The sequence below is a fragment of the Neisseria sp. P0014.S002 genome (assembly GCF_051958295.1).
Lineage (GTDB): Bacteria > Pseudomonadota > Gammaproteobacteria > Burkholderiales > Neisseriaceae > Neisseria > Neisseria flavescens_B.
This window is the reverse complement of record NZ_JBQCVO010000009.1, coordinates 1-24539: the sequence shown is the minus strand read 5'-3', so window position 1 is coordinate 24539 and position 24539 is coordinate 1. Positions and strand designations below refer to the sequence as shown.

Genomic DNA, 24539 nt, shown 5'->3' with positions numbered 1-24539 from the left:
TTTTCAGACGGCATTATAGCTTATCTGCCTGAATAAACGCTATTTTTCATAGAGTTTGTGTTGGCGGATGTATTGGGCGACAGGTTGCGGCAGGCCGTCTGAATGGTGCGTTTTAGCGAGATCGGCGCGGATTTGGGTGGAGCTGGTGTTGTGCAGCGGCGCATTGAGGATGCGAACGCTGCCGTTTTGCAGGGCTTCGCCGAGCCATGCGTGCAATTCGCGCGGGGTTTTGTTGAGGTTGTCGCCTTGGCGCATGGCGATGGCGATATTAGTCTGGCGCACGAGGGTTTGCCATTTTTTCCATGTGTGCAGCTGCATCAGGCTGTCGCTGCCCATCAGCCACCACAGTTGCGCGCCGGGAAATTGCTGGCGGAAGATTTGGACGGTGTCAAACGTATAAGTCGCGCCGTCGCGGACGATGTCGCAGTCGCTGGCGGCGAATTTCGGCTCGTCGGCGATGGCGAGTTCGACCATATTGAGGCGCTCTTTTGCCGGCGTGCGCGTGCTGTCTTTGTGGTACGGGTCGCCTGCCGGCAGGAAGACGACAAGGTCCAAACCGATTTCGTCGGAGAAGGCGCGGGCGATGTGGAGGTGGCCGTTGTGTATGGGGTCAAACGTGCCGCCGAATAATCCGATGTTTTTCATTTCGTGGTGGTGTCTGCGTTAGATGTTTTGGCCGTCTGAAGCAGGCAGACTGCCGTCAACAATCAGGTTGAGCTTGCCTGTGGTCGGGTGGATGACCAGGCCGTGGATGGCGATATTGTCGGGCATCAGCGGATGTTTGCGAATCAGCTCGACGGTATGGCGCACGCTGTCTTCGACGTTGTCAAAACCGGTCAGCCAACCGTCCAAATCAATACCGGCATTGCGCAGGGTTTCGATGCGGTCATCGGGGATATTGCTGTCGTGTACGCGCTGGAGGAACTCTTCTGCGTGTAGTCCGCGCATACCGCAGTCGTGGTGGGCAATGACCATGATTTCTTTGACTTTGAGTTCAAATACGGCGACCAACAAACTGCGCATCACCGAACCCCAAGGGTGGGTCACCAGCGCGCCGGCGTTTTTGATGAGCTTGGCATCGCCGTTTTTCAAGCCCAAGGCATTGGGTAGCAATTCGATAATGCGTGCGTCCATGCAGGAAAGGATGGCCAGCTCGCGGCCGGGGTATTTGTTGGTGAAATATTTTTCGTACTCTCCCGATTCAACGAAACGTTGGTTGTAGGAAAGGATATCGGTCAATTCACTCATGATGATGTGCTCGTTTCGGATGGTTTACTCTATTATAGCTGTTTTCAGGGAATATGGTCGTTTTGCAAATTCGCCGTAAACGGCTAAAATCGACGTATCTTTAGTTCTTTTGGAGGATGCGCCATGTCTCAGTCTTTCCGTTTTGAACAAGTATTCACACCCGATGTCCACGACGCATTGTGGGATTGGGCGCAGACAAGCTATGGCGCATCCGACGATTGGTGCATTCTGTATCTCAACGGCCTGCCTTTAGGCCGTCTGAACCCATTATGGCGCGAACGCCTCGGGCAAGATTGGACAGGCAGGCAGTCAACCCTTTCAGACGGCCTGAATTTGGAAACAGACAGCTGGGCTCAGATGGGCGACAGTTTACAAACGCTGGCGCAACAATGGCGCGAGTGCGGTTGGCTCAAAGGTTGGCGCGGTGAAAAGTTCGACATCTGCGACCAGTCGGGCAAGCCTTTATGCGCACTCGAACGCGCAGCCTTCCGTCCGTTCGGCCTGATGAGTCAGGCAGTGCATTTGAACGGATTGGTCGAAACAGAAGACGGTTTGCGCTTTTGGATAGGCCGCCGCAGTCCGCACAAAGCCGTCGATCCAAACAAACACGACAATCTGACCGGCGGCGGCATCAGCAGCGGCGAGAGGCCGTCTGAAGCCGTCTGCCGCGAAGGCGAAGAAGAAGCCGGCATTCCCGCTTCGTTAACACCCCATATCCGACCGACCGCCCAAATATATAGTTTGCGCCCCGTTAATCGCGGTGTCCACAACGAAATCCTGTATATCTTCGACATCGTCCTGCCCGAAGGCTTCCAACCCGCCAACCAAGACGGCGAAGTCGCCGGTTTTGAACTGATGGACATCCCTACTCTGCTCGATGCCATGTTGGGCGGACACATGATGCACGATGCCCAGCTGGTCACGATCGAAGCCTGCCGTCGATACGGCCTGATCGACCCCAAACATCCGCTGTCCGCATGGCTCGACAGCATCCGTTGCCGACCCCATTTTTAAAGGCCGTCTGAAACCATGTTGCAACTCAAAAACATCAACAAACGCTTCGGCAGCAAAACCGTTGCCCAAGACATTAATCTAAACGTCGAAGCAGGCGAAATCCTCGCCGTACTCGGCCGCTCCGGCTGCGGCAAATCCACCCTGCTCAAAACCATCGTCGGCCTGGTGCGTCCCGACAGCGGCGAAGTCTGGCTCAACGGCGACAACATCACCGACATGCCGTCTGAAAAGCGCAATATCTCGCTGATGTTTCAAGACTACGCCCTTTTGCCGCATTTAACCGCCCTCGACAACGTCGGTTTCGGCCTCAAAATGCGCCGCCTGCCCAAAGCCGAAATCGAAGAACAATCCATGCAGGCCTTGCGCGACATCGGTTTGGAACACGAAGCGCAACGTAAACCCGAAAGTCTCTCCGGCGGCGAACAGCAACGCCTCGCCCTCGCACGCGCCCTCATCACGCGCCCGTCACTGTTGCTCTTGGACGAAGCCTTCTCCAGCCTCGACACCCACCTGCGCCACCACCTGCGCACCCTGACCGCCGAACGCATCCGCAGTCAAAACATCCCCGCCATCCTCGTGACCCACTCCGCCGAAGAAGCCTGCACCATGGCCGACACCATCGCCATCATGCACGAAGGCCGCATCCTCCAACACGGCACACCGGAAACCCTTATCCGCCGCCCCGTCAACGCCCAAGCCGCCCTGCTGCTCGGTTTGTCCAACACCGGCGACACACGCTACATTCCCCAACACGCCATCCGATTCGACCCGAACGGCACAGCCGTCCGCATCAGCGAAGCCGTCCCCCTCGCCGAAGGCACACGCCTCACCCTCGCCCATCCGCAATACGGCGATTTGATTTGGTATCCCCACGCCGACCACAATGCAGACAAACCGCAAACCGGACAGGAAATCCGCATCAGCGTGGATGAAAATCAGATTGTTTGGTTTGATTGAATGTGATGGATTAAAAAAAAGAAAAAGGCCGTCTGAAAAGCAACAAACACCGTCATTCCCGCGCAGGCGGGAATGACGGCAGATGGGTTTGGGGCGGGGGAAAGGTTTCAGGCTGCCTTGGGGAAGGGCAACCTGAAAATGGGGAGGCTGTCTGAAAGAGCAGTTTCAGACAGCCTTTGGGTAGCTTGGGTTGAAAACCCAACACAAAACAGGATGATTTAACGGTTTTATTGGGTCTTGACCCAACCTACGCTTGCTTATTCATAACAACTTAGTGTTATTCCATCTAGCTTACATGGGTTAATTAAATTACTTAACACACCCTTTTTGTATAAGGCATCTTGATATTCCTCATTTTCTTGCAATTCTTTTAATACATTATTGTTGGTTTCAAGATTAAGCTGACAAATTGAAGAAGTCATCGCTCTATAAATATTCTTACTACACATCGAATATTGTTTTATATCTTCTTTAAATCTAGCTGCTTGGGAGTTATCGCCTAATTCATTTTTAACAATTAAGTCATATTTTTTAATGACTTCATCATAATTTTTAATGTTTTCATTTATTTTGGCTTGTAAATTGCTGATTCCTTCCATTTCTTTTTTGCATAATTCCTGTAAGAATCTATAAGATTCTGGTTGGTAGAATTTTTTATCGTAGAAAATTAATGTTTCGCTTACTCCTTCAAGATTGTCCTTTCTATCAAGATTTAGATCTGATGTTTGAAAGCATAAATCATTAGTCTTGAGTAAATCTTTATTGTTTGAATAAAATAAAACGCTATCTTCTTTTTTAAGAATAAATTCATAAAAAAACTTTGGATCAAATTTTAATGCACCATATTGTTCTGGTTTTTTATTTTTTAATTTTAAAAAATTTTCAATGACATCTTTATCTTTATCTTGATACGCTCGCCAATATCCCTCTTGATTGACTTTATACCCTTTACGAGTAATTTTATCTTCGTAACTTTCAAATAAATTGTTATTCGTAAGCCAGATTGTTGCCACTACCCCTAATATAAAAAGTATTATTGATCTTAGTCCATTTTTTAGTGATCCTCCGAAGATCCACAAAAAGAAATTTTTAATCAAATTACATACATATTTTATTACATTCATAATTTCATCCTAATCTAATATTGATTAGATATTGATTTGGTAATTCAATGCCTGAAAACAGATTTTTGTTTCCAGGCAAATTTTGTTTTTAAATTACCCCCTCAACTTCGCCAACTGCGCTTCCACTTTCCCCATCTTATCCGTCAACTCCGCCAAATCCGCCTTATCCTTCTCCACCAGATGCGCCGGTGCTTTGTCGGTGTAGCCGGGTTTGGACAGTTTGGCGTTGAGTTTGTCCAAGGCTTTTTGCAGTTTTTCGGCTTCTTTGGTCAGGCGGGCGGTTTCGGCGGCTTTGTCGATTTCCACTTTGAGCATCAGGCGCGCGCCGTTGCAGACGGCCACGGGCGCGTCTTCGGCTTCGGGCAGTTTGTTCACCAGCTTGGCTTCGGTGAGGCGGGTGAGCGCGGGCAGGTATTTGAGGCAGTCGGCCAAGTCGCTGCCGCCTTCGACAAACAGCGGGGCTTTGACGTTTGGCGCGATACCCATTTCGCCGCGCAGTTTGCGCACTTCTTCCACCAAGTCTTTCAATGCGGCCATTTTGTCGAAGGCCGTCTGAACGATTTGTTCTTTATCGGCTTGCGGATAGGCGGCCAACATAATGCTGTCGGCGGTTTTGGCATTCGCCAGAGGCGCAACGACCTGCCACAGCTCTTCGGTAATGAACGGCATAATTGGGTGCAGCAGGCGCAGAATGGTTTCGAGTACGCGCACGAGGGTGCGGCGTGTGGTGCGCTGGGTTGTCGGGCAGCCGGTTTGGATTTGCACTTTTGCCAGCTCGATGTACCAGTCGCAATATTCGTTCCACACAAATTCGTACAGCGTTTGTGCGGCAAGGTCGAAGCGGTAGGTTTCAAAGGCTTCGGCAACGGCGGCTTCGGCTTGTTGCAGTTTGCCGATAATCCATTGGTCGGCAAAGGTAAACGCCAACGGCTGCATTTCGTCTTGACCGCAGTCTTTGTCTTCGGTGTTCATCAACACGAAATTGGTGGCGTTCCACAATTTATTGCAGAAATTGCGGTAGCCTTCGGCACGTTTGAAGTCGAAGTTGACGCTGCGGCCGAGGCTGGCATAGCTCGCCATGGTGAAGCGTAATGCGTCCGCGCCCATGCTAGGGATGCCTTCGGGGAAGAGTTTTTTGGTGGCTTCTTCCACTTTCGGCGCGGTTTCGGGTTTGCGCAGGCCGGTGGTACGTTTTACCAGCAGTTTTTCCAAGTCGATGCCATCAATCAAATCCACAGGATCGATGACGTTGCCTTCGGATTTGGACATTTTTTTGCCTTCGTGGTCGCGCACGATGCCGTGGATGTACACGTCTTTAAACGGTACTTTGCCGGTAAAGTGGGTAGTCATCATAATCATGCGCGCCACCCAGAAGAAGATGATTTCGTAACCTGTTACCAAGACATTGGATGGCAGGAAGGCTTTGAGTTCGTCGGTTTCAGACGGCCAGCCGAGTGTAGAGAACGGCACGAGCGCGGAGGAGAACCATGTATCCAATACGTCTTCTTCGCGGGTCAAACCAGTTTTGCCGGCTTGTTTTTCGGCTTCTTCCTGATTACGGGCAACGTACACATTGCCTTCGTTGTCGTACCACGCGGGGATTTGATGCCCCCACCACAGTTGGCGCGAGATACACCAGTCTTGGATGTTGTTCATCCATTGGTTGTAGGTGTTGACCCAGTTTTCAGGGATGAAGCGCACTGCGCCGCTGTCAACAGCTTTTTTGGCTTTGTCGGCAAGGCTCAAGCCTTTGAATTCGCTGTCAGGCTCGCCGCCGTTTGGCGTGGCGGACATGGCGACAAACCATTGGTTGGTCAGCATCGGCTCAATCACCGAACCTGTACGGTCGCCTTTCGGTGTCATCAGCGTGTGCGGTTTGATTTCGACCAAGAAGCCTTGTTCCTGCAAATCGGCAACCATTTGTTTGCGCGCGGCAAAACGGTCCAAGCCTGCGTATTTTTCAGGCAGGGCAAAGCCTGGTTGCGCTTCGCCTTTGAAGTTGAATACTTCGGCATTTGCCAGCACTTTGGCTTCCAAATCGAACACATTCACCAAACGCGTGTCGTGGCGTTTGCCGACTTCGTAGTCGTTGAAGTCGTGCGCAGGCGTGATTTTCACGCAACCTGTGCCAAAGTCTTTTTCAACGTATTCGTCAGCAATCACGGGGATGGTGCGACCGGTCAGCGGCAGGATTAATTCCTTGCCGATCAAATGGGTATAACGTTCGTCTTCAGGACTGACGGCTACGGCAACGTCGCCCAGCAGCGTTTCGGGGCGGGTGGTCGCGACGATAACGGCTTCGGCGGGATTGTCCGCCAGCGGATAGCGGATGTGCCACATAGAGCCTTGTTCTTCCACGCTTTCCACTTCCAAATCCGACACCGCCGTACCGAGCACGGGATCCCAGTTCACCAAGCGTTTGCCGCGGTAAATCAAGCCCTGTTCAAACAGGCGCACAAACACTTCGGTTACGGTTTCGGCGCGCACGTCGTCCATCGTGAAATACTCGCGCGTCCAGTCGGCAGAACAGCCCACGCGGCGCATCTGCTGCGTAATCGTGCCGCCGGAAACTTCTTTCCATTCCCACACTTTTTCTAAGAATTTTTCACGGCCCAAGTCATGACGGGACACGTTTTGCGCGGCAAGCTGACGTTCGACCACGATTTGCGTGGCGATGCCCGCGTGGTCGGTACCCGGAATCCAGGCGGTGTTGCAGCCTTTCATGCGGTAGTAGCGGGTCAGGCCGTCCATGATGGTTTGGTTGAAGGCATGACCCATGTGCAGCGTGCCGGTTACATTGGGCGGCGGCAATTGGATGGAGAAAGACGGTTTCGTCAAATCCATATCAGGCTGGAAATAGCCCTGCTCTTCCCAGTTTTGATAATGTTTGGATTCGATTTCGGCTGGATTGTATTTGTCTAACATGATGGAACTTTGTGAAATTAAGGTTATTTTTGATGTGCGGATTATAACGCAAAAAGGCCGTCTGAATCATTTCAGACGGCCTTTGGCATACGGGTTTTAAAAATGGAACAATACCAGGCTAACGGCGATTACCGCCATACCCGTTGTCAGGCCGTAAACGGTTTCGTGGCCGTCTGAATAACGTTTGGCGGCCGGTAATAGCTCGTCCAACGCCAAAAACACCATCACACCAGCTATCACACCGAATACCGAACCAAACACGGCAGGCGACAAAAACGGCTGCAAAATCAAATAGCCCAAAGCCGCCCCCAAAGGCTCGGCCAGGCCAGATAGCAGACACGCCCATACCGTTTTCTTACGGCTTCGGGTGGCAAAATAAACCGGCGCGGCGATGGAAATGCCCTCCGGAATATTATGGATGGCAATCGCCAAGGCCAAAGGCATCCCGACCGCCGGATTTTCCAAGGTGGCAAAAAACGTCGCCAAGCCTTCGGGAAAGTTGTGCGCCGTAATCGCAAACGCCGCCATCATGCCGACTCGCGCGATATGGCGACGTTTGCTTTCTTGAAACGACGGATCTTGAGCATCCAAGGTTTCATGCGGGTTCGGCACCAGGCGGTCAATCAGCGCGATGCCGCCCATCCCAGCCAAAAATGCCATGGTCGCTGCCGCAAACGCGTGGTCTTTATCATAAATTTCAGCGAACGCCTCACTGGATTTACTGAAAATCTCCGTCAGGGAGACATACACCATCGCACCGCCGGCAAATGCCAAACCAAACGACAACACGCGCGGATTGGGCGTTTTGGAAAACATCACCAAGCCGCTACCTAATACGGTAAACAAACCGGCAGCCAGCGTGATGGAAAAGGCAACGGCCAAATTGGACATCGAAAAATCGGGCATGAGAAAACCTGCGCTAAAAGCTGGGACAGGTTCAGACTAACACTTTTTAATGCATATGATAATAGTTATTATTTATTTTATTGATTGGATACACGGATTTTGAAACATAAGGCCGTCTGAAAAATGATTTTCAGACGGCCCTTAAGTTTGAAATGTCACTAAACCTTATCGCTTTCCAGCTTAAGCCTGATAGCGCGACAGGCTCAAATCGTCGCTTCGGATTTCGGTGTCTTTGCCGCTCACGATATCGGCAGTTAATTTTGCCGAACCCAGCGACATGGTCCAGCCCAAAGTGCCGTGGCCGGTATTTAGGAATAAGTTTTCAAAGCGGGTGCGCCCGATTAACGGCGTGCTGTCGGGCGTCATCGGTCTGAGGCCGCTCCAGAACAATGCCTGATTCAAGTCGCCGCCTTCGGGGAATAAATCGTTGACGACCAAAGCCAATGTTTCGCGGCGTTTTTCGGGCAGTTTGATTTCGTAGCCGGATAATTCCGCCATGCCGCCGACACGGATTCTGTTGTCAAAGCGTGTGATGGCGACTTTGTAGCTTTCATCCAAAACAGTGGACACCGGTGCGCCGTCGGAATTTGTGACCGGCAGGGTCAAGGAATAGCCTTTGACGGGATAAATCGGCAGATTGAGATCCAACTGCGCCAACACAGTCCTGCTGAAGCAGCCGAGCGCGCAGACAACGGCATCTGCTTCAAACCGCCCTGTTTCGGTTTCAACGGCTTTGATGCGCAGTCCGTTGTGGTCGATGCGGCTGATGGTTTGGTTGAAATGAAACTGTACGCCCTTTTCCTGACACAATTTGTATAGATTTTCGGTAAACAGATGGCAGTCGCCGGTCGCGTCTGCAGGCAGGTGCAGGCCGCCGGCAATTTTGGCGGTAACGCGCGCCAGCGCAGGCTCAAACTCTGCACATTCTTCGGGTTTCAGACGGCGGTACGGCACGCCGTAGCGTTCCAAAACGGCAATGTCTTGTTCTGCCGCTTCAACTTCTTTAGCCTGACGGAAAATCTGCAACGTCCCTTTTTTGCGCCCTTCAAAATTCATGCCGGTTTGCGCTTCAAAACGGCGGAACATTTCACGGCTGTATTCGGAAATCCTGACCATGCGCTCTTTGTTGGTTTGATAGCGCGCTGCCGTGCAGTTTTGCAGCATTTGCCACAGCCATTCGATTTGATACAGGCTGCCGTCAGGGCGAAACAGCAAAGGCGGATGGCTTTTAAACAGCCATTTCAGCGCTTTGGTCGGGATACCGGGTGCAGCCCAAGGCGTGGTATAGCCGTAAGAGAGCTGGCCTGCGTTGGCAAAACTGGTTTCCATCGCCACGCCCTCGGCGCGGTCGATGACTGTGACTTCGTGTCCGGCTTCCGCCAGATACCAAGCGCAGGATATACCGGCAACACCCGCACCTAAAACAAGCACTTTCATTTTGTTCCTCCTCTGACTTTTTTCAAAACAAACTTAATATACATCGGGCCGTCTGAATGTTCAGGTTCAGACGGCCTTGTATATTAATGCGGCAATTCGCCGTTTTTGATTTTTTGTTTGAAATCGCGCGTTTCATTGACGATGACTTTCGCCATCAACAAAAGCGCAATCAGGTTGGGCAAAGCCATCAAGCCGTTGAATGTGTCCGAAGCCAGCCACACCAAATCAAGGCTCAACACGGTTCCCAGCATGACCGAAGAAACATAACCGACGCGGTACAAACCGGCAAACTTCTCGCCGAAAACGTAAACCGCGCATTTCTCGCCGTAATAACACCAGCCGAGAATGGTTGAGTAGGCAAAGAAAATCAGGCCGATGGTCACAATCCAGCCGCCGATGCCGGGCAGCATTTTTTGGAAAGTGACGGTTGTCAGCGCCGCGCCGCTCAATTCAGGTTTCACAAACTCGCCACCTGCGCCGAGCAGACCCATGACCAACACGATACCGGTAATCGAGCAGACAACGATGGTGTCCAAAAAAGTACCGGTCATGGAAACCAAAGCCTGACGGACGGGGTGGTCGGTTTTCGCGGCTGCGGCGGCAATCGGTGCAGAACCCATACCCGCCTCATTGGAGAACACGCCGCGCGCCACGCCGTAGCGGATGACTGTACCGATGGCACCGCCTGCCACGGCTTGCGCGCTAAACGCATCGGAGAAAATCAGTTTGACGGCAGGCATCAGTACATCGGAATTAATCACGATAATGGTAATACCGCCTACTACATAAAACACAGCCATGGCAGGTACGATAAAGGACGCGGCTTTGGCGATGCCCTTAATGCCGCCCAAAAGCACAATGGCCGTTAATACGGTCAATATCACGCCGGTGTAGGCAGGTTCGACACCGAAGCTGGTTTGCACTGCCTGCGCAACCGAGTTGGACTGCACCGAGCTGCCGATACCGAATGAAGCGAATGTGCCGAACAGCGCAAATGCAACGGCCATCCATTTCCAGTTTTTGCCCAAGCCTTTTTCGATGTAGTACATCGGGCCGCCGGACATTTCACCTTTGGAATTGGTGACGCGGTATTTCACCGCCAACACGCCCTCGCCGTATTTGGTTGCCATGCCGAAAATGGCGGTCATCCACATCCAAAATACCGCGCCCGGGCCGCCGGTTACCACCGCAGTCGCCACACCGGCGATGTTGCCCGTACCGATGGTGGCGGACAGCGCGGTCATCAACGCCGCAAAATGGGAAATATCGCCTTCGTGGTCTTCGCCGTCTTCATGCTTCTTTGACGGCACAAACGCCTGTTTCAGCGCATAACCCAACATGGTGAACTGCAAGCCTTTCAGCAAAACGGTCAGCAAAATGCCCGTACCGACCAGCAGCATCAACATAATAGGTCCCCAGACCCAGCCGCTGATGGTTTCGAAAAAGGCTTTGAGATTATCTAAAAAAAATTGCATGGCTTTCTCCTTTGTCTGTTTTATTTTTTATGCACTACTTTTTGTAGTGTCATGTAATTTCAGCACAGAATATTCAATAAGACAATATCTTTCTTTTTAAAAAGATTTTTGAGGTTTTACCCTAAAAAGATATCTATTTAGACCGACCAGATTGTTTACAATCCGCTAAAAATAAAGGCTGCGGCCGAGATAAAATGCCAAATGAAAGTTAATCAACCATCAATTAAGACTGCAACAATTAAAATGACACAATCGACAAATGGCACATTATTGAAAAATACAAATGCGCAAATCTTGTTTAAAAAAAGCCTCAGGCCGTCTGAAAGATGGTTTTCAGACGGCCTGAGGCTTGTTATTTATAAAGTCAGGTTGATGAATGTTACCCAAGCAACTGTGCCAACACTCGGGCAAAGCGTTCCGTCGTGCCTTCGCTGGTGTGCAAATACAGGGCGGGCTCGATAAGTTCCAATTCATTGAGCAGGAAGGTGTCGCCGACCAATGTGCCGTCCACTCGGGCGTAAACCGGCATTTGCGGCAAAGCGGCCAGTGCGTCTTGCGCGGCACGGACGGCAAACTCGGGCGGCTCGATACCAAATACCGACACGCCATAGGCCGAGTTGGCGCGCCATTCGCCTTGAGGCGGCTGACGGCGTACGGCATGGCTGAATACGCCGTTGAAAAACACCAGCGAGGTTTCACCCGCCGTTTCGATTTCGCGGATATAAGGTTGAACAATCATGCCTTGCGGATAATCCGCCATATCCACGTCCAATACCTCCGCACAAACTTTGACCACGCCTTTGCCGCTCTGCCCGAATGCCGGCTTGATGACTGCTTCCGTCCAGCCTTGTCGGTTCAGGATGTCGGCCAATTCGGCTTTTTGCGGCGGAACGAACACGCTGGGAATCACTCGCGCGCCGCACGCCGCCAAATCGCACAAATAAGTCTTTTCCATATTCCAAGCCATCAGCTCGGGCGGATTGATAAAACGCTGCCCCGCCTGCTCGGCTTGCTCCAGCCATTGGCGGAAGGCTTCGGGTTCGGCGGCATAATCCCATGCACACAAAGGCAGCAAAAACGGCGCGGACGGATGGTTTTGCCACGCATCAAATACGGTTTTCACGCCCATGGTTTCCAAGCATGCCGCCAATGTTTTCAGGTTGTCCGATGGTTCGGGATAAGTTTGGCAGGTAATGAGTGCCAAAACGGTTTGCTCGGTCATGGTTGCCGCCTCATTGCTAAAACCAAAATTATATAGCAAAATCAAACCAAAAGATTTTTCAGACGGCCTGATACATGAGGCTGATTCTGATAAAATGGTTTTCCCTTTTCCGTCGGAACATGCTCATGAAATCTGCTCACGTCCTTGTCTGGTTCCGCCGCAACCTCCGCCTGCACGACAATACCGCGCTTAATGCCGCCGTTGCAAGCGGTTTGTCCATCGCCTGCGTCTGGGTCAGCCAAAGGCCGTCTGAAAACCACAATCCGCGTCAAAGCCTGTTCCATTATCAAGCCGCACAAGAGCTACATACCCGTCTGGCGGCACACCATATCCCTTTATATGTCGTTGCTTCCGACAAAGACCTCCTCCACTTGGCTGCTGCGCTCAATGCCCATACCGTCATCACAGACGAAGCCTACACCGAAGCCGAAATCCGCCAAGACAACCACCTCTGGCACAATTTCGACCGGGCAGGCATTGCCCTGCAACACGCCAACGACCGCGGCATTTTGGCCAAATTCCCCCTCATGGATGCCAACGGCCTGCCCTACACCGATTTTGCCGCCTATAAACAAGCATGGTTGCAGGCTTATTCAGGACAAAGGCCGTCTGAAACCAAATTGCCTGTTCAAACCGGACAAAACGTTCCACTGTTTCCAGCCCATACCGGCGCAGTATTGCCTGCCTATCAACAGGGCGGCGAAACCGCAGCCTTAACGCAATGGCACGCGTTCAAACAGAATTTGGTTCACTACCCGATTACCCAAAATTTTCCGGCACGAAAAAACACCAGCCTCCTCAATGCCTACCTGTCCTCAGGCTGCATTTCACCGCGCCTGCTGGCCGCCGAAGGCTTGGCAAACCGACATTTCGAGTGGCTGGACAAGCTTATTTTCCGCGACTACTGCTACCAGCTCGCCTACCACCGCCGCCTGCCCGAAACAACCGATGCCGCGCCGGTACGCGAATACTGGCGACACGGCCAAACCGGCGTACCCATCATCGACGCCTCCATCCGCGGCCTCGAAGCCACCGGCCACTTACACCCCGTTCTCCAGCAGCTGTGCGCCCACTATTTCTGCCATGCGCTCAACCTAGACCCCAATCAAGGCATCGCATGGACAGCCTCCGTCCAAACCGGCACCGACCCCGCGCTCAACCAAGCCAACTGGCACCTCGCTGCACAAGATACGGCCACCGTCCGCTATGCCCACCGTTCGCATCAAATCGATCCCGACGGCAGCTACATCCGCAGTTACATCCCCGAATTGGCACACCTGCCCTCCACCCTCATCCACACGCCGTGGGCCGTCGCCGATGACATCGACACACACGGCTACCCCTTTCCCAAGGCCGTCTGAAACCTGCGTTCACACCAAAAAACCACACTAAATACAGCTGAAAAACGTTCAAACAAAATATTTTGGTTTCAGACGGCCAAACAGATTGAATAGCCAAGATTTACACGGTAAACTTACGTCATTAAAAAATTTTATTATTTCATGACAATGAAACCCGCATTCGACATAAAAACGTCACGTTTGGACGTCTTATCCATCCATCTGCACACCGCAGATTTAACCGAATTGGAAGAATTCCTGCGCCAACTGGCAGGCCAATCCCAAGACGAATTCGTTCCCTTTATTTTAGACGTACAAGATTTCGACCATCCCGAATCCATCGATTTAGGTGGCATGATTTCCCTGTTTGCCCGTTACGGCATGCAAATTTTAGGGTTGCACCACACCAGCGACACATGGGCGGCAGCGGCGGCGCGTTACCACTTGGTCTTCAAACAAGGCAACTCCACCCAGGCAGCCGACACACAGGCAGCACCTGCTCCGCGCCAAGCACCGCAGCCGCAAGACGTACAAGCCACCGTCATCAACAATCCGACCGTGTTGGTCAGCACGCCCGTGCGTACCGGCCAGCAGGTTTACGCTGAAAACGGCGACCTCATCGTTACCGGCATCGTCAGCCAAGGTGCGGAACTCATCGCCGACGGCAACATCCATATTTACGCCCCCATGCGCGGCAGAGCGTTGGCTGGTGCAAAAGGCAATACCAACGCGCGCATCTTTATTCATTCCATGCAGGCCGAATTAGTCTCCGTTGCCGGTATATACCGCAACTTCGAGCAAGACCTGCCCGAGCATCTGCACAAAAAACCCGTACAAGTATCATTGCAAGACAACCGACTGGTTATCAGCGCAATCGACGCCGAATAAACATCAGTACTTAAAAAGGAAATATCGTGTCCAAAATCATCGTAGTAACTTCAGGTAAAGGCGGCGTAGGCAAGACCACTACCAGCGCCAGCATCGCAACCGGCCTGGCCCTGCGTGGCCACAAAACCGCCGTAATCGACTTCGACGTCGGTTTGCGCAACCTCGACCTGATTATGGGTTGCGAACGCCGCGTCGTGTATGACCTCATCAACGTCATCCAAGGCGAAGCCACACTCAACCAAGCCCTGATTAAAGACAAAAACTGCGAAAACCTCTACATCCTGCCCGCCTCGCAAACCCGCGATAAAGACGCACTGACCCGCGAAGGCGTAGACAACGTGATGAAAGAGCTGGCCAGCGAAAAAATGGGCTTCGAATTCATTATCTGCGATTCCCCTGCCGGTATCGAACAAGGTGCACTGATGGCACTCTACTTTGCCGACGAAGCCATCATTACCACCAATCCGGAAGTATCCAGCGTCCGCGACTCCGACCGCATCTTGGGCATTTTGCAAAGCAAATCCCGCAAAGCAGAACAAGGCAGCACTGTTAAAGAGCACCTGCTGATTACCCGCTACTCCCCTGAGCGCGTAGCCAAAGGCGAAATGCTGTCTGTACAAGACATCTGCGACATCTTGCGTATTCCGTTGATCGGTGTGATTCCTGAATCACAAAACGTTCTGCAAGCTTCCAACGCCGGCGAACCTGTCATCCACCAAGACAATGCCGCCGCAGCCGAAGCCTACAAAGACGTTATTGCCCGCCTCTTGGGTGAAAACCGCGAAATGCGTTTCCTCGAAGCTGAGAAGAAAAGCTTCTTAAAACGACTGTTCGGAGGTTAATACATGTCACTGCTCGATATGCTGTTCGGCAGAAAGCCGAAAACCGCCACAGTCGCGCGCGACCGCCTGCAAATCATCATCGCGCAAGAGCGCGCACAAGAAGGCCAAGCTCCGGACTATCTGCCGACCCTGCGCAAAGAGTTGTTGGAAGTCCTGTCCAAATACGTCAACGTATCATTGGACGATATCCGCATCTCCCAAGAGAAACAAGACGGCTTGGACGTTCTTGAGCTGAACATCACCCTGCCGGAACAAAAAAAGGCTTAACACATGACCTTGACCGAATTGCGTTACATCGTAGCCGTCGCACAAGAACGTCACTTCGGACGTGCCGCACGACGCTGCTTTGTCAGCCAGCCCACCCTCTCCATCGCCATCAAAAAGCTGGAGGAAGAGCTGTCGGTATCCCTGTTCGACCGTAGCAGCAACGACATCATCACGACCGAAGCGGGCGAGCGCATTGTCGCCCAAGCCCGCCGGGTTCTGGAAGAAGCAGAACTCATCAAGCACCTTGCCAATGAAGAGCAAAACGAATTGGAAGGCGCATTCAAACTCGGCCTGATTTTCACCGTTGCCCCCTACCTTCTGCCCAAGCTCATTACCGCGCTGCGTGAAACCGCACCGAAAATGCCGCTGATGCTGGAAGAGAACTATACCCACATCCTGACCGAGTCGCTCAAACGTGGCGATGTCGATGCAATCGTCGTTGCCGAGCCGTTCCAAGAGCCGGGCATCGTAACCGAGCCTCTGTATGACGAACCTTTCTTCGTCATCGTTCCCAAAGGCCATCACTTTGAAGAACTCGATGCCGTTACGCCTCAGCTTTTGGGCGAAGAACAAGTGTTGCTGCTGTCCGAAGGCAACTGTATGCGCGACCAAGTGTTGGCAAGCTGTTCCGAATTGGCTTCCAAACAGAAAATCCAAGGTTTGACCAATACCCTGCAAGGCAGCTCCATCAACACCATCCGCCACATGGTTGCCAGCGGTTTGGCCATCAGCGTCATGCCTGCTACCGCATTGACCGAAAACGACCATATGCTTTTCAGCATTATCCCGTTTGAAGGCAATGCGCCGCACCGCCGTGTCGTTTTGGCCTATCGCCGCAACTTTGTCCGCCCGAAAGCACTGACTGCTTTGCGCACTGCTATTTTGCAATCGCAACTGACCGGTGTAACGTTCGTCAACGAATAAACCACAAAACAAAAGGCCGTCTGAATATTCAGACGGCCTTTTTATTTCTAACCGAATAAAGGATTAGTAGCGGGTATGAACTTGACTGCCGATAACGCCACCCAAAGCCGCACCACCCAAGGTAGAGCCGGTATCGCCACCAATCAAGTTACCTGCCACGCCACCCAATACCGCACCAGCAGCAGTGTTGCGTTGGGTTTGAGTCATATTGGCACATGCCCCCAAAGAGGCGGCCAGCATGATCAAGGTCACAGTTTTTGCGAAAGTTTTCTTCATGGTTTGATTCTCCATCAGGGGTTAAGCTGTATATGGAACAGTATGGCACAACCTTTCATTAATATATTTTCTGATAAGTAAAGACAGATTAAACTAAGATAACGCTTTTGATGAACGGTTAACTTCAAAAACAAACGGAAATTCCAATAGAATATTTATAAAATTTAATATCTTTGGCATAAAATTGCGCATACATCAACCGCATTCGGTAGTGATACAATGACGACTTGTCTGAACTACCGGAAACACCCGTCATGAGTACCTACGCACTGGCACACATCATCCACGTTTATTGCGCGATTGCCTTTGTCGGCGGCGTATTTTTCGAAATGCTGGTTCTCTCCGTTTTGCACACCGGCCGCGTTTCACGCGAATCGCGCCGCGAAGTCGAACGTGCCATGTCCTATCGTGCCGTACGCGTAATGCCGCCTGTCGTCATTACCCTGTTCATCAGCGGCATCGTGATGGTGTACAACCGCTACCTGCCGATACTGCACCACCCATTCGACAGCTCTTTCGGCATCATGCTGAGCATCAAAATCCTGTTGGCAATAAGCGTTTTGGTACATTTTGCCATCGCCGTCGTCAAAATGGCACGGCACACCCTCACCGTCGGCTGGTCGAAATACATACACGCCGTTGTCTTCAGCCATATGCTGTTTATCGTCTTTTTTGCCAAGGCGATGTTCTACCTGTCTTGGTAAACCTTACCTATACCCCACACACAAGGATTTTTTATGACCCAATACCCGTCCGTCGGCTCGCCGATGTTTTACGGCATCTTTTTTATTGCCGTCTTAATCATGATCGCCATCGATATGGTATCGCTGAAAAAAAACGGCGCCCACAAAGTCAGCATCAAAGAAGCCCTCGCTTGGAGCGGTATTTGGGTGACCGTATCCTGTGCATTTGCAGGCTGGCTCTATTTTGAACTGGCGGGCAACCCGACTTACGGGGCCGTTGTCGCCAAAGAAAAAGTCCTCGAATTCTTCACCGGCTATGTACTCGAAAAATCCCTTGCCGTCGATAACATCTTCGTTTTCCTGATGATTTTCGGCTACTTCAAAGTCGAACCCAAATTCCAACACCGCGTCTTGCTCTATGGCGTATTCGGCGCCATCGTCCTGCGCGCCATCATGATCTTCATCGGCGCCGCCTTGGTACAACAATTTGAATGGATTTTGTACCTCTTCGGCGCATTCCTCTTATACACCGGCATTCATATGATGAAGCCCGAAACCGAAGCTGAAGAAGATCTTTCCCAAAACAAGATCCTGACCCTGCTCAAAAAAGTCATCCCGACCAGCCAACAGTTTGACGATGAAAAATTCTTTACCATTGAAAACGGCAAACGCATCGCTACGCCGCTTTTGCTGGTATTGATTATGATCGAATTGAGCGACGTCATCTTCGCCGTGGACAGCATCCCCGCTATTTTTGCCGTAACCACCGACCCTTTCATCGTCCTCACTTCCAACATTTTTGCCATCTTGGGCCTGCGTGCCATGTACTTCCTACTAGCAGACTTTGCCGAACGCTTTATTTTCCTCAAATACGGCTTGGCTTTCGTGTTGAGCTTTATCGGCATTAAGATGCTGATTATGTACTGGGTGCATATCCCGATTTCCATTTCCCTGTCCGTCGTCTTCGGCGCACTGGGCGCGTCCATCCTGACTTCTTTGGTGTACACGCGTCAGCAAGAGAAAAAATAATCTGCCGATACAAAAAGGCCGTCTGAAAAACATTTTTTCAGACGGCCTTTTTGTATCTGACACCAGCTTATTTAGCAGCGTCTTTCAATTTGTCGGCAGCTTCTTGAGTTGCATCGGCAGCTTTACCCAAAGCATCTTTAGCCGCATCTTTGGCAGCGTCTTTAGCTTCGCCCACAGCAGCTTTTGCATCGTCCAAGGCTTTGTCGCTGGCTTCTTTAGCACCATCGATGGCTTTACCGGTAGTTTCTTTAGCATCGGAAATTGCTTTCTCCGCAGTTTCCTTCGCATCGGCACCGGCTTCTTTAGCGTCAGAAACAGCCTGTTCAGCAGCGCCTTTAGCTTCGGAAGCAGCAGCATCGGCAGCAGAAGCCGCGTGTTCGGCAGCAGCGTTCACATCAGAAGCAACGGCAGAAGCCGCTTCTTGAGTTTCCTGTTTCGCCTCTTGAGAACAAGCAGCCAAACCAGCTACCATCATCGCAGCAATCAATAATTTTTTCATGTTGTATATCCTTTGGTCTAAAAAATATCCATCAGAACTGACAGATTAGAAAATCATAACATAATTAATACTCGAAAAAGGGAGAATTAACGCCAAATAACAACCGATTTACGTTTTTTGAAAAAAATTTCAAAAAAACAGTTGACGAAAAGAAACAAGTTCCCTATAATGCACAGCTTATCGGGTCGTTAGCTCAGTCGGTAGAGCAGCGGACTTTTAATCCGTTGGTCGAGCGTTCGAATCGCTCACGACCCACCAAATATGAAAACCTGCTTTGAAAAAAGCAGGTTTTTTTATATTCTCCATCAAGCCTTTCTTCACTCAATACCTCCATTATTATCAACATCAAGAATATTCGAGCTTTGTCACAATGCTGTTATAGATATAACTCAAAGCATCACCAACCTCTTGAATCAATCAAACCCAACTCCCCACCCATCATCTTTTTCTAAAAACTTCCAAATACCTACCATCAACCCACGCCAAATCCTCTTGTATGCCAGACAATTTAGGCATAGACTAAAACTACATCCAACTACAACAACAGGAGAAGGTTTGATGAAACAACTGTCTATGTATATCAACGGCCGCTTTGAAACTGACTTTAACGGCACATGGCGTGATGTATTGAATCCAGCAACTGAAGAAGTCATCGCGCGTGAGCCTAAAGGCGGAAAAGCCGATGTTGATCGTGCCATTGCCGCAGCCAGAGATGCGCAAACTGCATGGGAGCGTTTGCCTGCCGTTGAGCGCGGCGCATACCTGCGCAAAATTGCCCAAGGCATCCGTGAACGCGCCGACGAGCTGACTGATACCATTGTTGCCGAAGGCGGCAAAACCAAAGATTTGGCACGCATAGAAGTCATGTTCACTGCCGATTATCTCGACTATCAAGCAGAATGGGCGCGCCGTTATGAAGGCGAAATCATCCAAAGCGACCGTCCGCGCGAAAACATTTTATTGTTCAAACGTCCTTTAGGCGTGATCGCCGGCATTTTGCCGTGGAACTTCCCATTCTTCCTGATCGCCCGCAAAATGGGCCCGGCTTTGGTAACAGGCAATACCATCGTCGTCAAACCAAGCAGCGTTACCCCGATTAACTGCCACATCTTTGCTGAAATCGTTCATGCTTCAGGCTTACCGGCCGGCGTATTCAACGTCGTTAACGGCCCGGGCGCAGAAATCGGCAATGCCTTGGCATCGCATCCACAAGTCGATATGGTCAGCCTAACCGGTTCTGTCGATGCCGGCCGCCAAGTGATGGAAGCCGCCGCTACCAACATCACCAAAGTCTCACTGGAACTGGGTGGCAAAGCCCCTGCCATCGTCCTGAAAGATGCCAACTTGGATCTGGCCGTCAAATCCATCTTGGCTTCACGCGTGGGCAATACCGGCCAAATCTGTAACTGCGCTGAACGCGTGTATGTCCATAGCAGCCTGAAAGACGCGTTTATCGAAAAAATGACTGCCGCCATGAAAGGCGTGCGCTACGGCAATCCGGCCGAAGCTGAAGCAGGCGCACTGGAAATGGGCCCGTTGATTGAAGAGCGTGCCGTAAAATCCGTTGCAGAAAAAGTCGAACGCGCAGTTCGACAAGGCGCAACTTTGGTTTGCGGCGGCAAACGCGCCGAAGGACGCGGCTATTTCTTCGAGCCGACCCTGCTGACCGATACCGACAACAGCATGGACATCATGAAGGAAGAAACCTTCGGCCCCGTCCTGCCGGTTGCCACTTTCGACACGCTCGATCAAGTCATCGCTTTGGCAAACGACAGCGAATTCGGCCTGACCAGCTCCGTCTATACCACCAATCTGAATGAAGCGTTTTATGTAACCCGCCGCCTGAGTTTCGGCGAAACCTACATCAACCGCGAAAACTTCGAAGCCATGCAGGGCTTCCATGCCGGTTGGAAAAAATCAGGTATCGGCGGTGCCGACGGCAAACACGGTTTGGAAGAATATCTGCAAACCCAAGTCGTTTATTTGGAAACCGATATCTAACCGCCGATACGGCCCTTCATGAAACAAAAGGCCGTCTGAAACCGATTTTTCAGGTTTCAGACGGCCTTTCTGCCTTTATAGAAAAAAACACCGACATCGCGTAAAATAGAGCCAATTTTTCACTTTATTCAGGCCGTCTGCAAACTCCGGCAGCCTGACTCATTTTTCCGGAAAACACCATGAGCGAACAAAACAATCCGCAAATCGAGCCGCAGTTGGACGAAAACCAAATCATCGCCCTGCGCCGCGAGAAACTGCACAACATCCGCAAAGAACGCAACGCCTACCCTAACGATTTCAAACGCGACAGCTTTGCCGCCGACCTGCATACCCAATACGGTGAAATCAGCAAAGAAGAACTAGACCCGCAAGGCATTCCCGTCAAAGTTGCCGGCCGCATGATGCTCAAACGTCAAATGGGCAAAGCCAGCTTCGCCACCATTCAAGACGTTACCGGTCAAATCCAGCTTTATTTGAACAACAAAGGCGTGAGCCAAGAAGTTTTGGACGACTTCAACCACTGGGACTTGGGCGATATCGTCGGCGCGGAAGGTACTTTGTTCAAAACCAACCACGGCGAATTGACCGTGCGCGTGTCCAACATCCGCCTGCTGTCCAAATCCCTGCGCCCTCTGCCGGACAAACACAAAGGTTTGAGCGATCAGGAAACCAAATACCGCCAACGCTACGTCGATTTGATTGCCAACGAAGAGTCGCGCAATACCTTCATCAAACGCAGCCAAATCATCCAATCCGTGCGTAATTTCATGGTGAACGAGCATTATTTGGAAGTTGAAACCCCAATGATGCACCCGATTCCGGGCGGTGCGACAGCAAAACCATTCGTTACCCACCACAATGCCTTGGACATTCCGCTCTACCTGCGCATTGCGCCCGAGCTGTATCTGAAACGCTTGGTTGTCGGCGGTTTGGAACGTGTGTTTGAAATCAACCGCAGCTTCCGTAACGAAGGCATGTCCGTACGCCACAACCCTGAATTCACCATGATCGAATTCTACGAAGCCTTCTCCGACTACGAACGCATGATGCAAATGGCGGAAGACATCATCCGCAACGCTTCCCGCGCGGTAAACGGCACGGCAAAAATCAGCTACAACGGCAAAGAAGTCGATTTGGAAAGCCCGTTTGAACGCCTGACCATTCTCGGTGCCATCAAAAAATACAATCCGCACTACACCGATGAGCAGTTGAACGATGAAGAATGGCTGAAAAAAGAAATCGTCAAACACGGCGAAAGCCTGCCTCCATCTCCGGGTATCGGCAGCCTGCAGCTTGCCCTGTTTGAAGGTTGCGCTGAGAGCAAACTGTGGAACCCGACTTTCATCATCGACTACCCTGTCGAAGTGTCGCCATTGGCACGCGCATCTGACAGCAAACCGGGCTTGACCGAACGCTTCGAGCTTTTCGTTGTCGGCCGCGAACTGGCAAACGGCTACTCCGAGTTGAACGATCCAGAAGACCAAGCCGAACGCTTCAAGGCGCAAGTGGCACAAAAAGATGCCGGCGACGACGAAGCCATGCACTACGATGCCGACTACATCCGCGCAATGGAATTCGGCCTGCCGCCGACAGGCGGCTGCGGCATCGGTATCGACCGCTTGGTCATGTTGCTGACCGATTCGCAAACCATCCGCGACGTGATTCTGTTCCCGCAAATGCGTCCCGAATAACGCATTGAAATAAAATCAAGGCCGTCTGAAAACAAGACTCTGTTTTCAGACGGCCTTTTTGTTCAAATATGTAAAACGGAAAAATTAAAATCGATAAATCCTTTACACCATAATAATAAAATCACATGATAATCAAAAAGATAATATAAAAAAGAATATGTAAACGTTTTTCAGTTTGTTGACAGTCTGCTAGAATACATCCAGTTACAGACAGCCTTCACACATAGGCCGTCTGAAAATGCAGAAACTCTGAAAGGTTTGTATGGATCAATTTTTCGAACAGCTTCACGGCTGGGTAAACGCCATCAACGACCCAATGTGGTCGGGGTTGGTATATATGCTTTTAGGCGCAGGCCTCTTTTTCACCGTTACCACCGGTTTTGTACAATTCCGTCTCTTCGGCCGCAGTATCAAAGAAATGCTGGGCGGTCGCAAACAAGGTGATGACCCGCACGGAATCACACCGTTCCAAGCATTCGTTACCGGCTTGGCCAGCCGCGTAGGCGTGGGCAACATCGCCGGCGTGGCGATCGCCATCAAACTCGGCGGGCCGGGCGCAGTGTTCTGGATGTGGGTAACCGCCTTAATCGGCATGAGTTCAGCGTTTGTCGAATCTTCACTGGCCCAACTCTTTAAAGTCCGGGACTACGACAACCACCACTTCCGCGGCGGCCCTGCCTACTACATCACTCAAGGCTTGGGACAAAAATGGCTGGGCGTTTTGTTCGCCCTGAGCCTGATTTTCTGTTTCGGCTTTGTATTTGAAGCTGTACAGACCAATACCATCGCCGATACCACCAAAGCGGCATGGGGCTGGGATCAACACTATGTCGGCGTCGCCCTGGTCATTCTGACTGCCCCGATTATCTTCGGCGGTATCCGCCGCGTATCCAAAGCTGCGGAAATCATCGTTCCGCTGATGGCGGTTTTATATCTCGTCATAGCACTCTTCATCATTGTTACCAATATTTCCCTGATTCCTGACGTGTTCGGTCAGATTTTTTCCAACGCGTTCAACTTCGATTCGGCTGCAGGCGGTTTCCTCGGCGGTCTGATTTCGACCACCATGATGCAGGGCATCAAACGCGGTCTGTATTCCAATGAGGCGGGTATGGGTTCCGCGCCGAATGCCGCAGCCGCAGCCGAAGTGAAACACCCCGTCTCCCAAGGCATGATTCAAATGCTGGGCGTTTTCGTCGATACCATCATCGTCTGCTCATGCACCGCCTTTATCGTCTTGACCTATCAACAGCCTTACGGCGACCTGAGCGGTGCGGCGCTGACCCAAGCGGCAATCGTCAGCCAGGTAGGCGAATGGGGCGCGGGCTTCCTTGCCGTCATCCTGTTTATGTTTGCCTTTTCAACCGTTATCGGCAACTATGCCTATGCCGAGTCCAACGTCCAATTCATCAAGAGCCATTGGCTGGTTACCGCCGTTTTCCGCATGCTGGTTTTGGCATGGGTCTACTTCGGCGCAGTTGTCAACGTACCCTTGGTATGGGATATGGCAGACATGGCAATGGGCATCATGGCATGGATTAACCTCATCGCCATCCTGCTCCTGTCACCACTTGCCTTCCTGCTGTTGAAAGACTACACAGCCAAGCTGAAAATGGGCAAAGACCCAGAGTTCAAACTCTCTGAACACCCGGGCTTGAAACGCAAAATCAAATCCGATATCTGGTAAAACCAAAGGCCGTCTGAAATTTCAGACGGCCGAGACCTTTGCAAAATTCCCCAAAATCCCCTAAATTCCCACCAAGACATTTAGGGGATTTCTCATGAGCACCT

At 51.3% G+C, this 24539-nt stretch carries 22 protein-coding genes and 1 tRNA gene; 13 read left to right on the top strand and 10 right to left on the bottom strand.

Annotated features, from left to right (window positions below; translation table 11 throughout):
• Nucleotides 1–39: 39 nt before the first annotated feature.
• Both nadD and ACTHSX_RS08915 read right to left on the bottom strand, forming a co-directional pair.
• Nucleotides 40–645, bottom strand: coding sequence for a nicotinate-nucleotide adenylyltransferase (gene nadD / locus ACTHSX_RS08920; RefSeq protein ID WP_440377435.1), 606 nt, complete (start codon nt 643–645; stop codon nt 40–42).
• A gap of 18 nt (nt 646–663) precedes the next feature.
• Nucleotides 664–1248, bottom strand: coding sequence for a beta-class carbonic anhydrase (locus ACTHSX_RS08915; protein ID WP_070461258.1), 585 nt, complete (start codon nt 1246–1248; stop codon nt 664–666).
• 123 nt (nt 1249–1371) lie between these two features.
• On the opposite strand from ACTHSX_RS08915, the gene ACTHSX_RS08910 reads away from it, so the two are divergent.
• Nucleotides 1372–2262: an NUDIX domain-containing protein gene (locus tag ACTHSX_RS08910; protein ID WP_440360648.1), complete on the top strand. Its 891-nt coding sequence runs from the start codon at nt 1372–1374 to the stop codon at nt 2260–2262.
• Between the two features lie 15 nt (nt 2263–2277).
• Complete coding sequence (locus ACTHSX_RS08905; protein ID WP_440377434.1) at nt 2278–3219, top strand: ABC transporter ATP-binding protein; 942 nt, start codon at nt 2278–2280, stop codon at nt 3217–3219.
• Between the two features lie 257 nt (nt 3220–3476).
• Here the strand turns inward: ACTHSX_RS08905 and ACTHSX_RS08900 are convergent, their stop codons facing one another.
• From ACTHSX_RS08900 to ACTHSX_RS08875, 6 genes are all read right to left on the bottom strand, one after another.
• The gene (locus ACTHSX_RS08900) at nt 3477–4343 is read right to left on the bottom strand and encodes a hypothetical protein (protein WP_440377433.1); all 867 of its coding nucleotides are present in this window, start codon (nt 4341–4343) and stop codon (nt 3477–3479) included.
• Nucleotides 4344–4436: 93 nt separating this feature from the next.
• Entirely contained in the window at nt 4437–7268 is a 2832-nt protein-coding gene (locus ACTHSX_RS08895; protein ID WP_440377432.1) for a valine--tRNA ligase, read from the bottom strand.
• A gap of 96 nt (nt 7269–7364) precedes the next feature.
• Nucleotides 7365–8174 (bottom strand): zinc transporter ZupT, encoded by an 810-nt coding sequence (gene zupT / locus ACTHSX_RS08890; RefSeq protein WP_004520220.1) that lies wholly within the window; start codon nt 8172–8174, stop codon nt 7365–7367.
• Nucleotides 8175–8354: 180 nt separating this feature from the next.
• The gene (locus ACTHSX_RS08885) at nt 8355–9611 is read right to left on the bottom strand and encodes a D-amino acid dehydrogenase (RefSeq protein WP_440377431.1); all 1257 of its coding nucleotides are present in this window, start codon (nt 9609–9611) and stop codon (nt 8355–8357) included.
• An 83-nt stretch (nt 9612–9694) separates the two neighbouring features.
• Complete coding sequence (locus tag ACTHSX_RS08880) at nt 9695–11086, bottom strand: alanine/glycine:cation symporter family protein (RefSeq protein ID WP_440377430.1); 1392 nt, start codon at nt 11084–11086, stop codon at nt 9695–9697.
• A 379-nt stretch (nt 11087–11465) separates the two neighbouring features.
• Nucleotides 11466–12308: an ATP-grasp domain-containing protein gene (locus tag ACTHSX_RS08875; RefSeq protein WP_440377429.1), complete on the bottom strand. Its 843-nt coding sequence runs from the start codon at nt 12306–12308 to the stop codon at nt 11466–11468.
• 125 nt (nt 12309–12433) lie between these two features.
• Between ACTHSX_RS08875 and ACTHSX_RS08870 the strand changes: the two genes are divergently transcribed.
• From ACTHSX_RS08870 to ACTHSX_RS08850, 5 genes are all read left to right on the top strand, one after another.
• Nucleotides 12434–13669, top strand: coding sequence for an FAD-binding domain-containing protein (locus tag ACTHSX_RS08870; RefSeq protein ID WP_440377428.1), 1236 nt, complete (start codon nt 12434–12436; stop codon nt 13667–13669).
• Between the two features lie 147 nt (nt 13670–13816).
• The gene (gene minC / locus ACTHSX_RS08865; protein ID WP_063076223.1) at nt 13817–14536 is read left to right on the top strand and encodes a septum site-determining protein MinC; all 720 of its coding nucleotides are present in this window, start codon (nt 13817–13819) and stop codon (nt 14534–14536) included.
• 26 nt (nt 14537–14562) lie between these two features.
• Nucleotides 14563–15378, top strand: coding sequence for a septum site-determining protein MinD (gene minD, locus ACTHSX_RS08860; RefSeq protein ID WP_049330767.1), 816 nt, complete (start codon nt 14563–14565; stop codon nt 15376–15378).
• Between the two features lie 3 nt (nt 15379–15381).
• Nucleotides 15382–15645 carry a cell division topological specificity factor MinE gene (gene minE / locus ACTHSX_RS08855; protein WP_003680625.1) on the top strand — a complete coding sequence of 88 codons (264 nt, stop codon included), beginning with the start codon at nt 15382–15384 and terminating at the stop codon, nt 15643–15645.
• Between the two features lie 3 nt (nt 15646–15648).
• Nucleotides 15649–16569: a hydrogen peroxide-inducible genes activator gene (locus ACTHSX_RS08850; RefSeq protein WP_004520212.1), complete on the top strand. Its 921-nt coding sequence runs from the start codon at nt 15649–15651 to the stop codon at nt 16567–16569.
• Between the two features lie 63 nt (nt 16570–16632).
• Here the strand turns inward: ACTHSX_RS08850 and ACTHSX_RS08845 are convergent, their stop codons facing one another.
• Entirely contained in the window at nt 16633–16845 is a 213-nt protein-coding gene (locus ACTHSX_RS08845) for a glycine zipper 2TM domain-containing protein (RefSeq protein ID WP_003684747.1), read from the bottom strand.
• Nucleotides 16846–17099: 254 nt separating this feature from the next.
• Here ACTHSX_RS08845 and ACTHSX_RS08840 point away from each other — a divergent pair, with 254 nt between their 5' ends.
• Together ACTHSX_RS08840 and ACTHSX_RS08835 are read left to right on the top strand one after the other, a co-directional pair.
• Complete coding sequence (locus ACTHSX_RS08840) at nt 17100–17549, top strand: CopD family copper resistance protein (protein WP_222571312.1); 450 nt, start codon at nt 17100–17102, stop codon at nt 17547–17549.
• Nucleotides 17550–17582: 33 nt separating this feature from the next.
• On the top strand, nt 17583–18557 hold the full coding sequence (locus tag ACTHSX_RS08835; protein ID WP_440377427.1) for a TerC family protein: 975 nt from the start codon (nt 17583–17585) through the stop codon (nt 18555–18557).
• A gap of 67 nt (nt 18558–18624) precedes the next feature.
• Here the strand turns inward: ACTHSX_RS08835 and ACTHSX_RS08830 are convergent, their stop codons facing one another.
• Nucleotides 18625–19056 (bottom strand): Ag473 family lipoprotein, encoded by a 432-nt coding sequence (locus ACTHSX_RS08830; RefSeq protein ID WP_003749309.1) that lies wholly within the window; start codon nt 19054–19056, stop codon nt 18625–18627.
• 182 nt (nt 19057–19238) lie between these two features.
• Between ACTHSX_RS08830 and ACTHSX_RS08825 the strand changes: the two genes are divergently transcribed.
• The 4 genes from ACTHSX_RS08825 (at nt 19239) to ACTHSX_RS08810 (ending at nt 24435) form a co-directional block, all read left to right on the top strand.
• Nucleotides 19239–19314: transfer RNA gene (locus ACTHSX_RS08825), tRNA-Lys, on the top strand.
• A 300-nt stretch (nt 19315–19614) separates the two neighbouring features.
• Nucleotides 19615–21057: an aldehyde dehydrogenase gene (gene aldA / locus ACTHSX_RS08820; RefSeq protein ID WP_440377426.1), complete on the top strand. Its 1443-nt coding sequence runs from the start codon at nt 19615–19617 to the stop codon at nt 21055–21057.
• Nucleotides 21058–21236: 179 nt separating this feature from the next.
• Entirely contained in the window at nt 21237–22748 is a 1512-nt protein-coding gene (gene lysS, locus ACTHSX_RS08815; RefSeq protein WP_107858168.1) for a lysine--tRNA ligase, read from the top strand.
• Nucleotides 22749–23010: 262 nt separating this feature from the next.
• Nucleotides 23011–24435, top strand: a complete 1425-nt coding sequence (locus ACTHSX_RS08810; RefSeq protein WP_440377425.1) for an alanine/glycine:cation symporter family protein — start codon at nt 23011–23013, stop codon at nt 24433–24435.
• Nucleotides 24436–24539 lie beyond the last annotated feature (104 nt).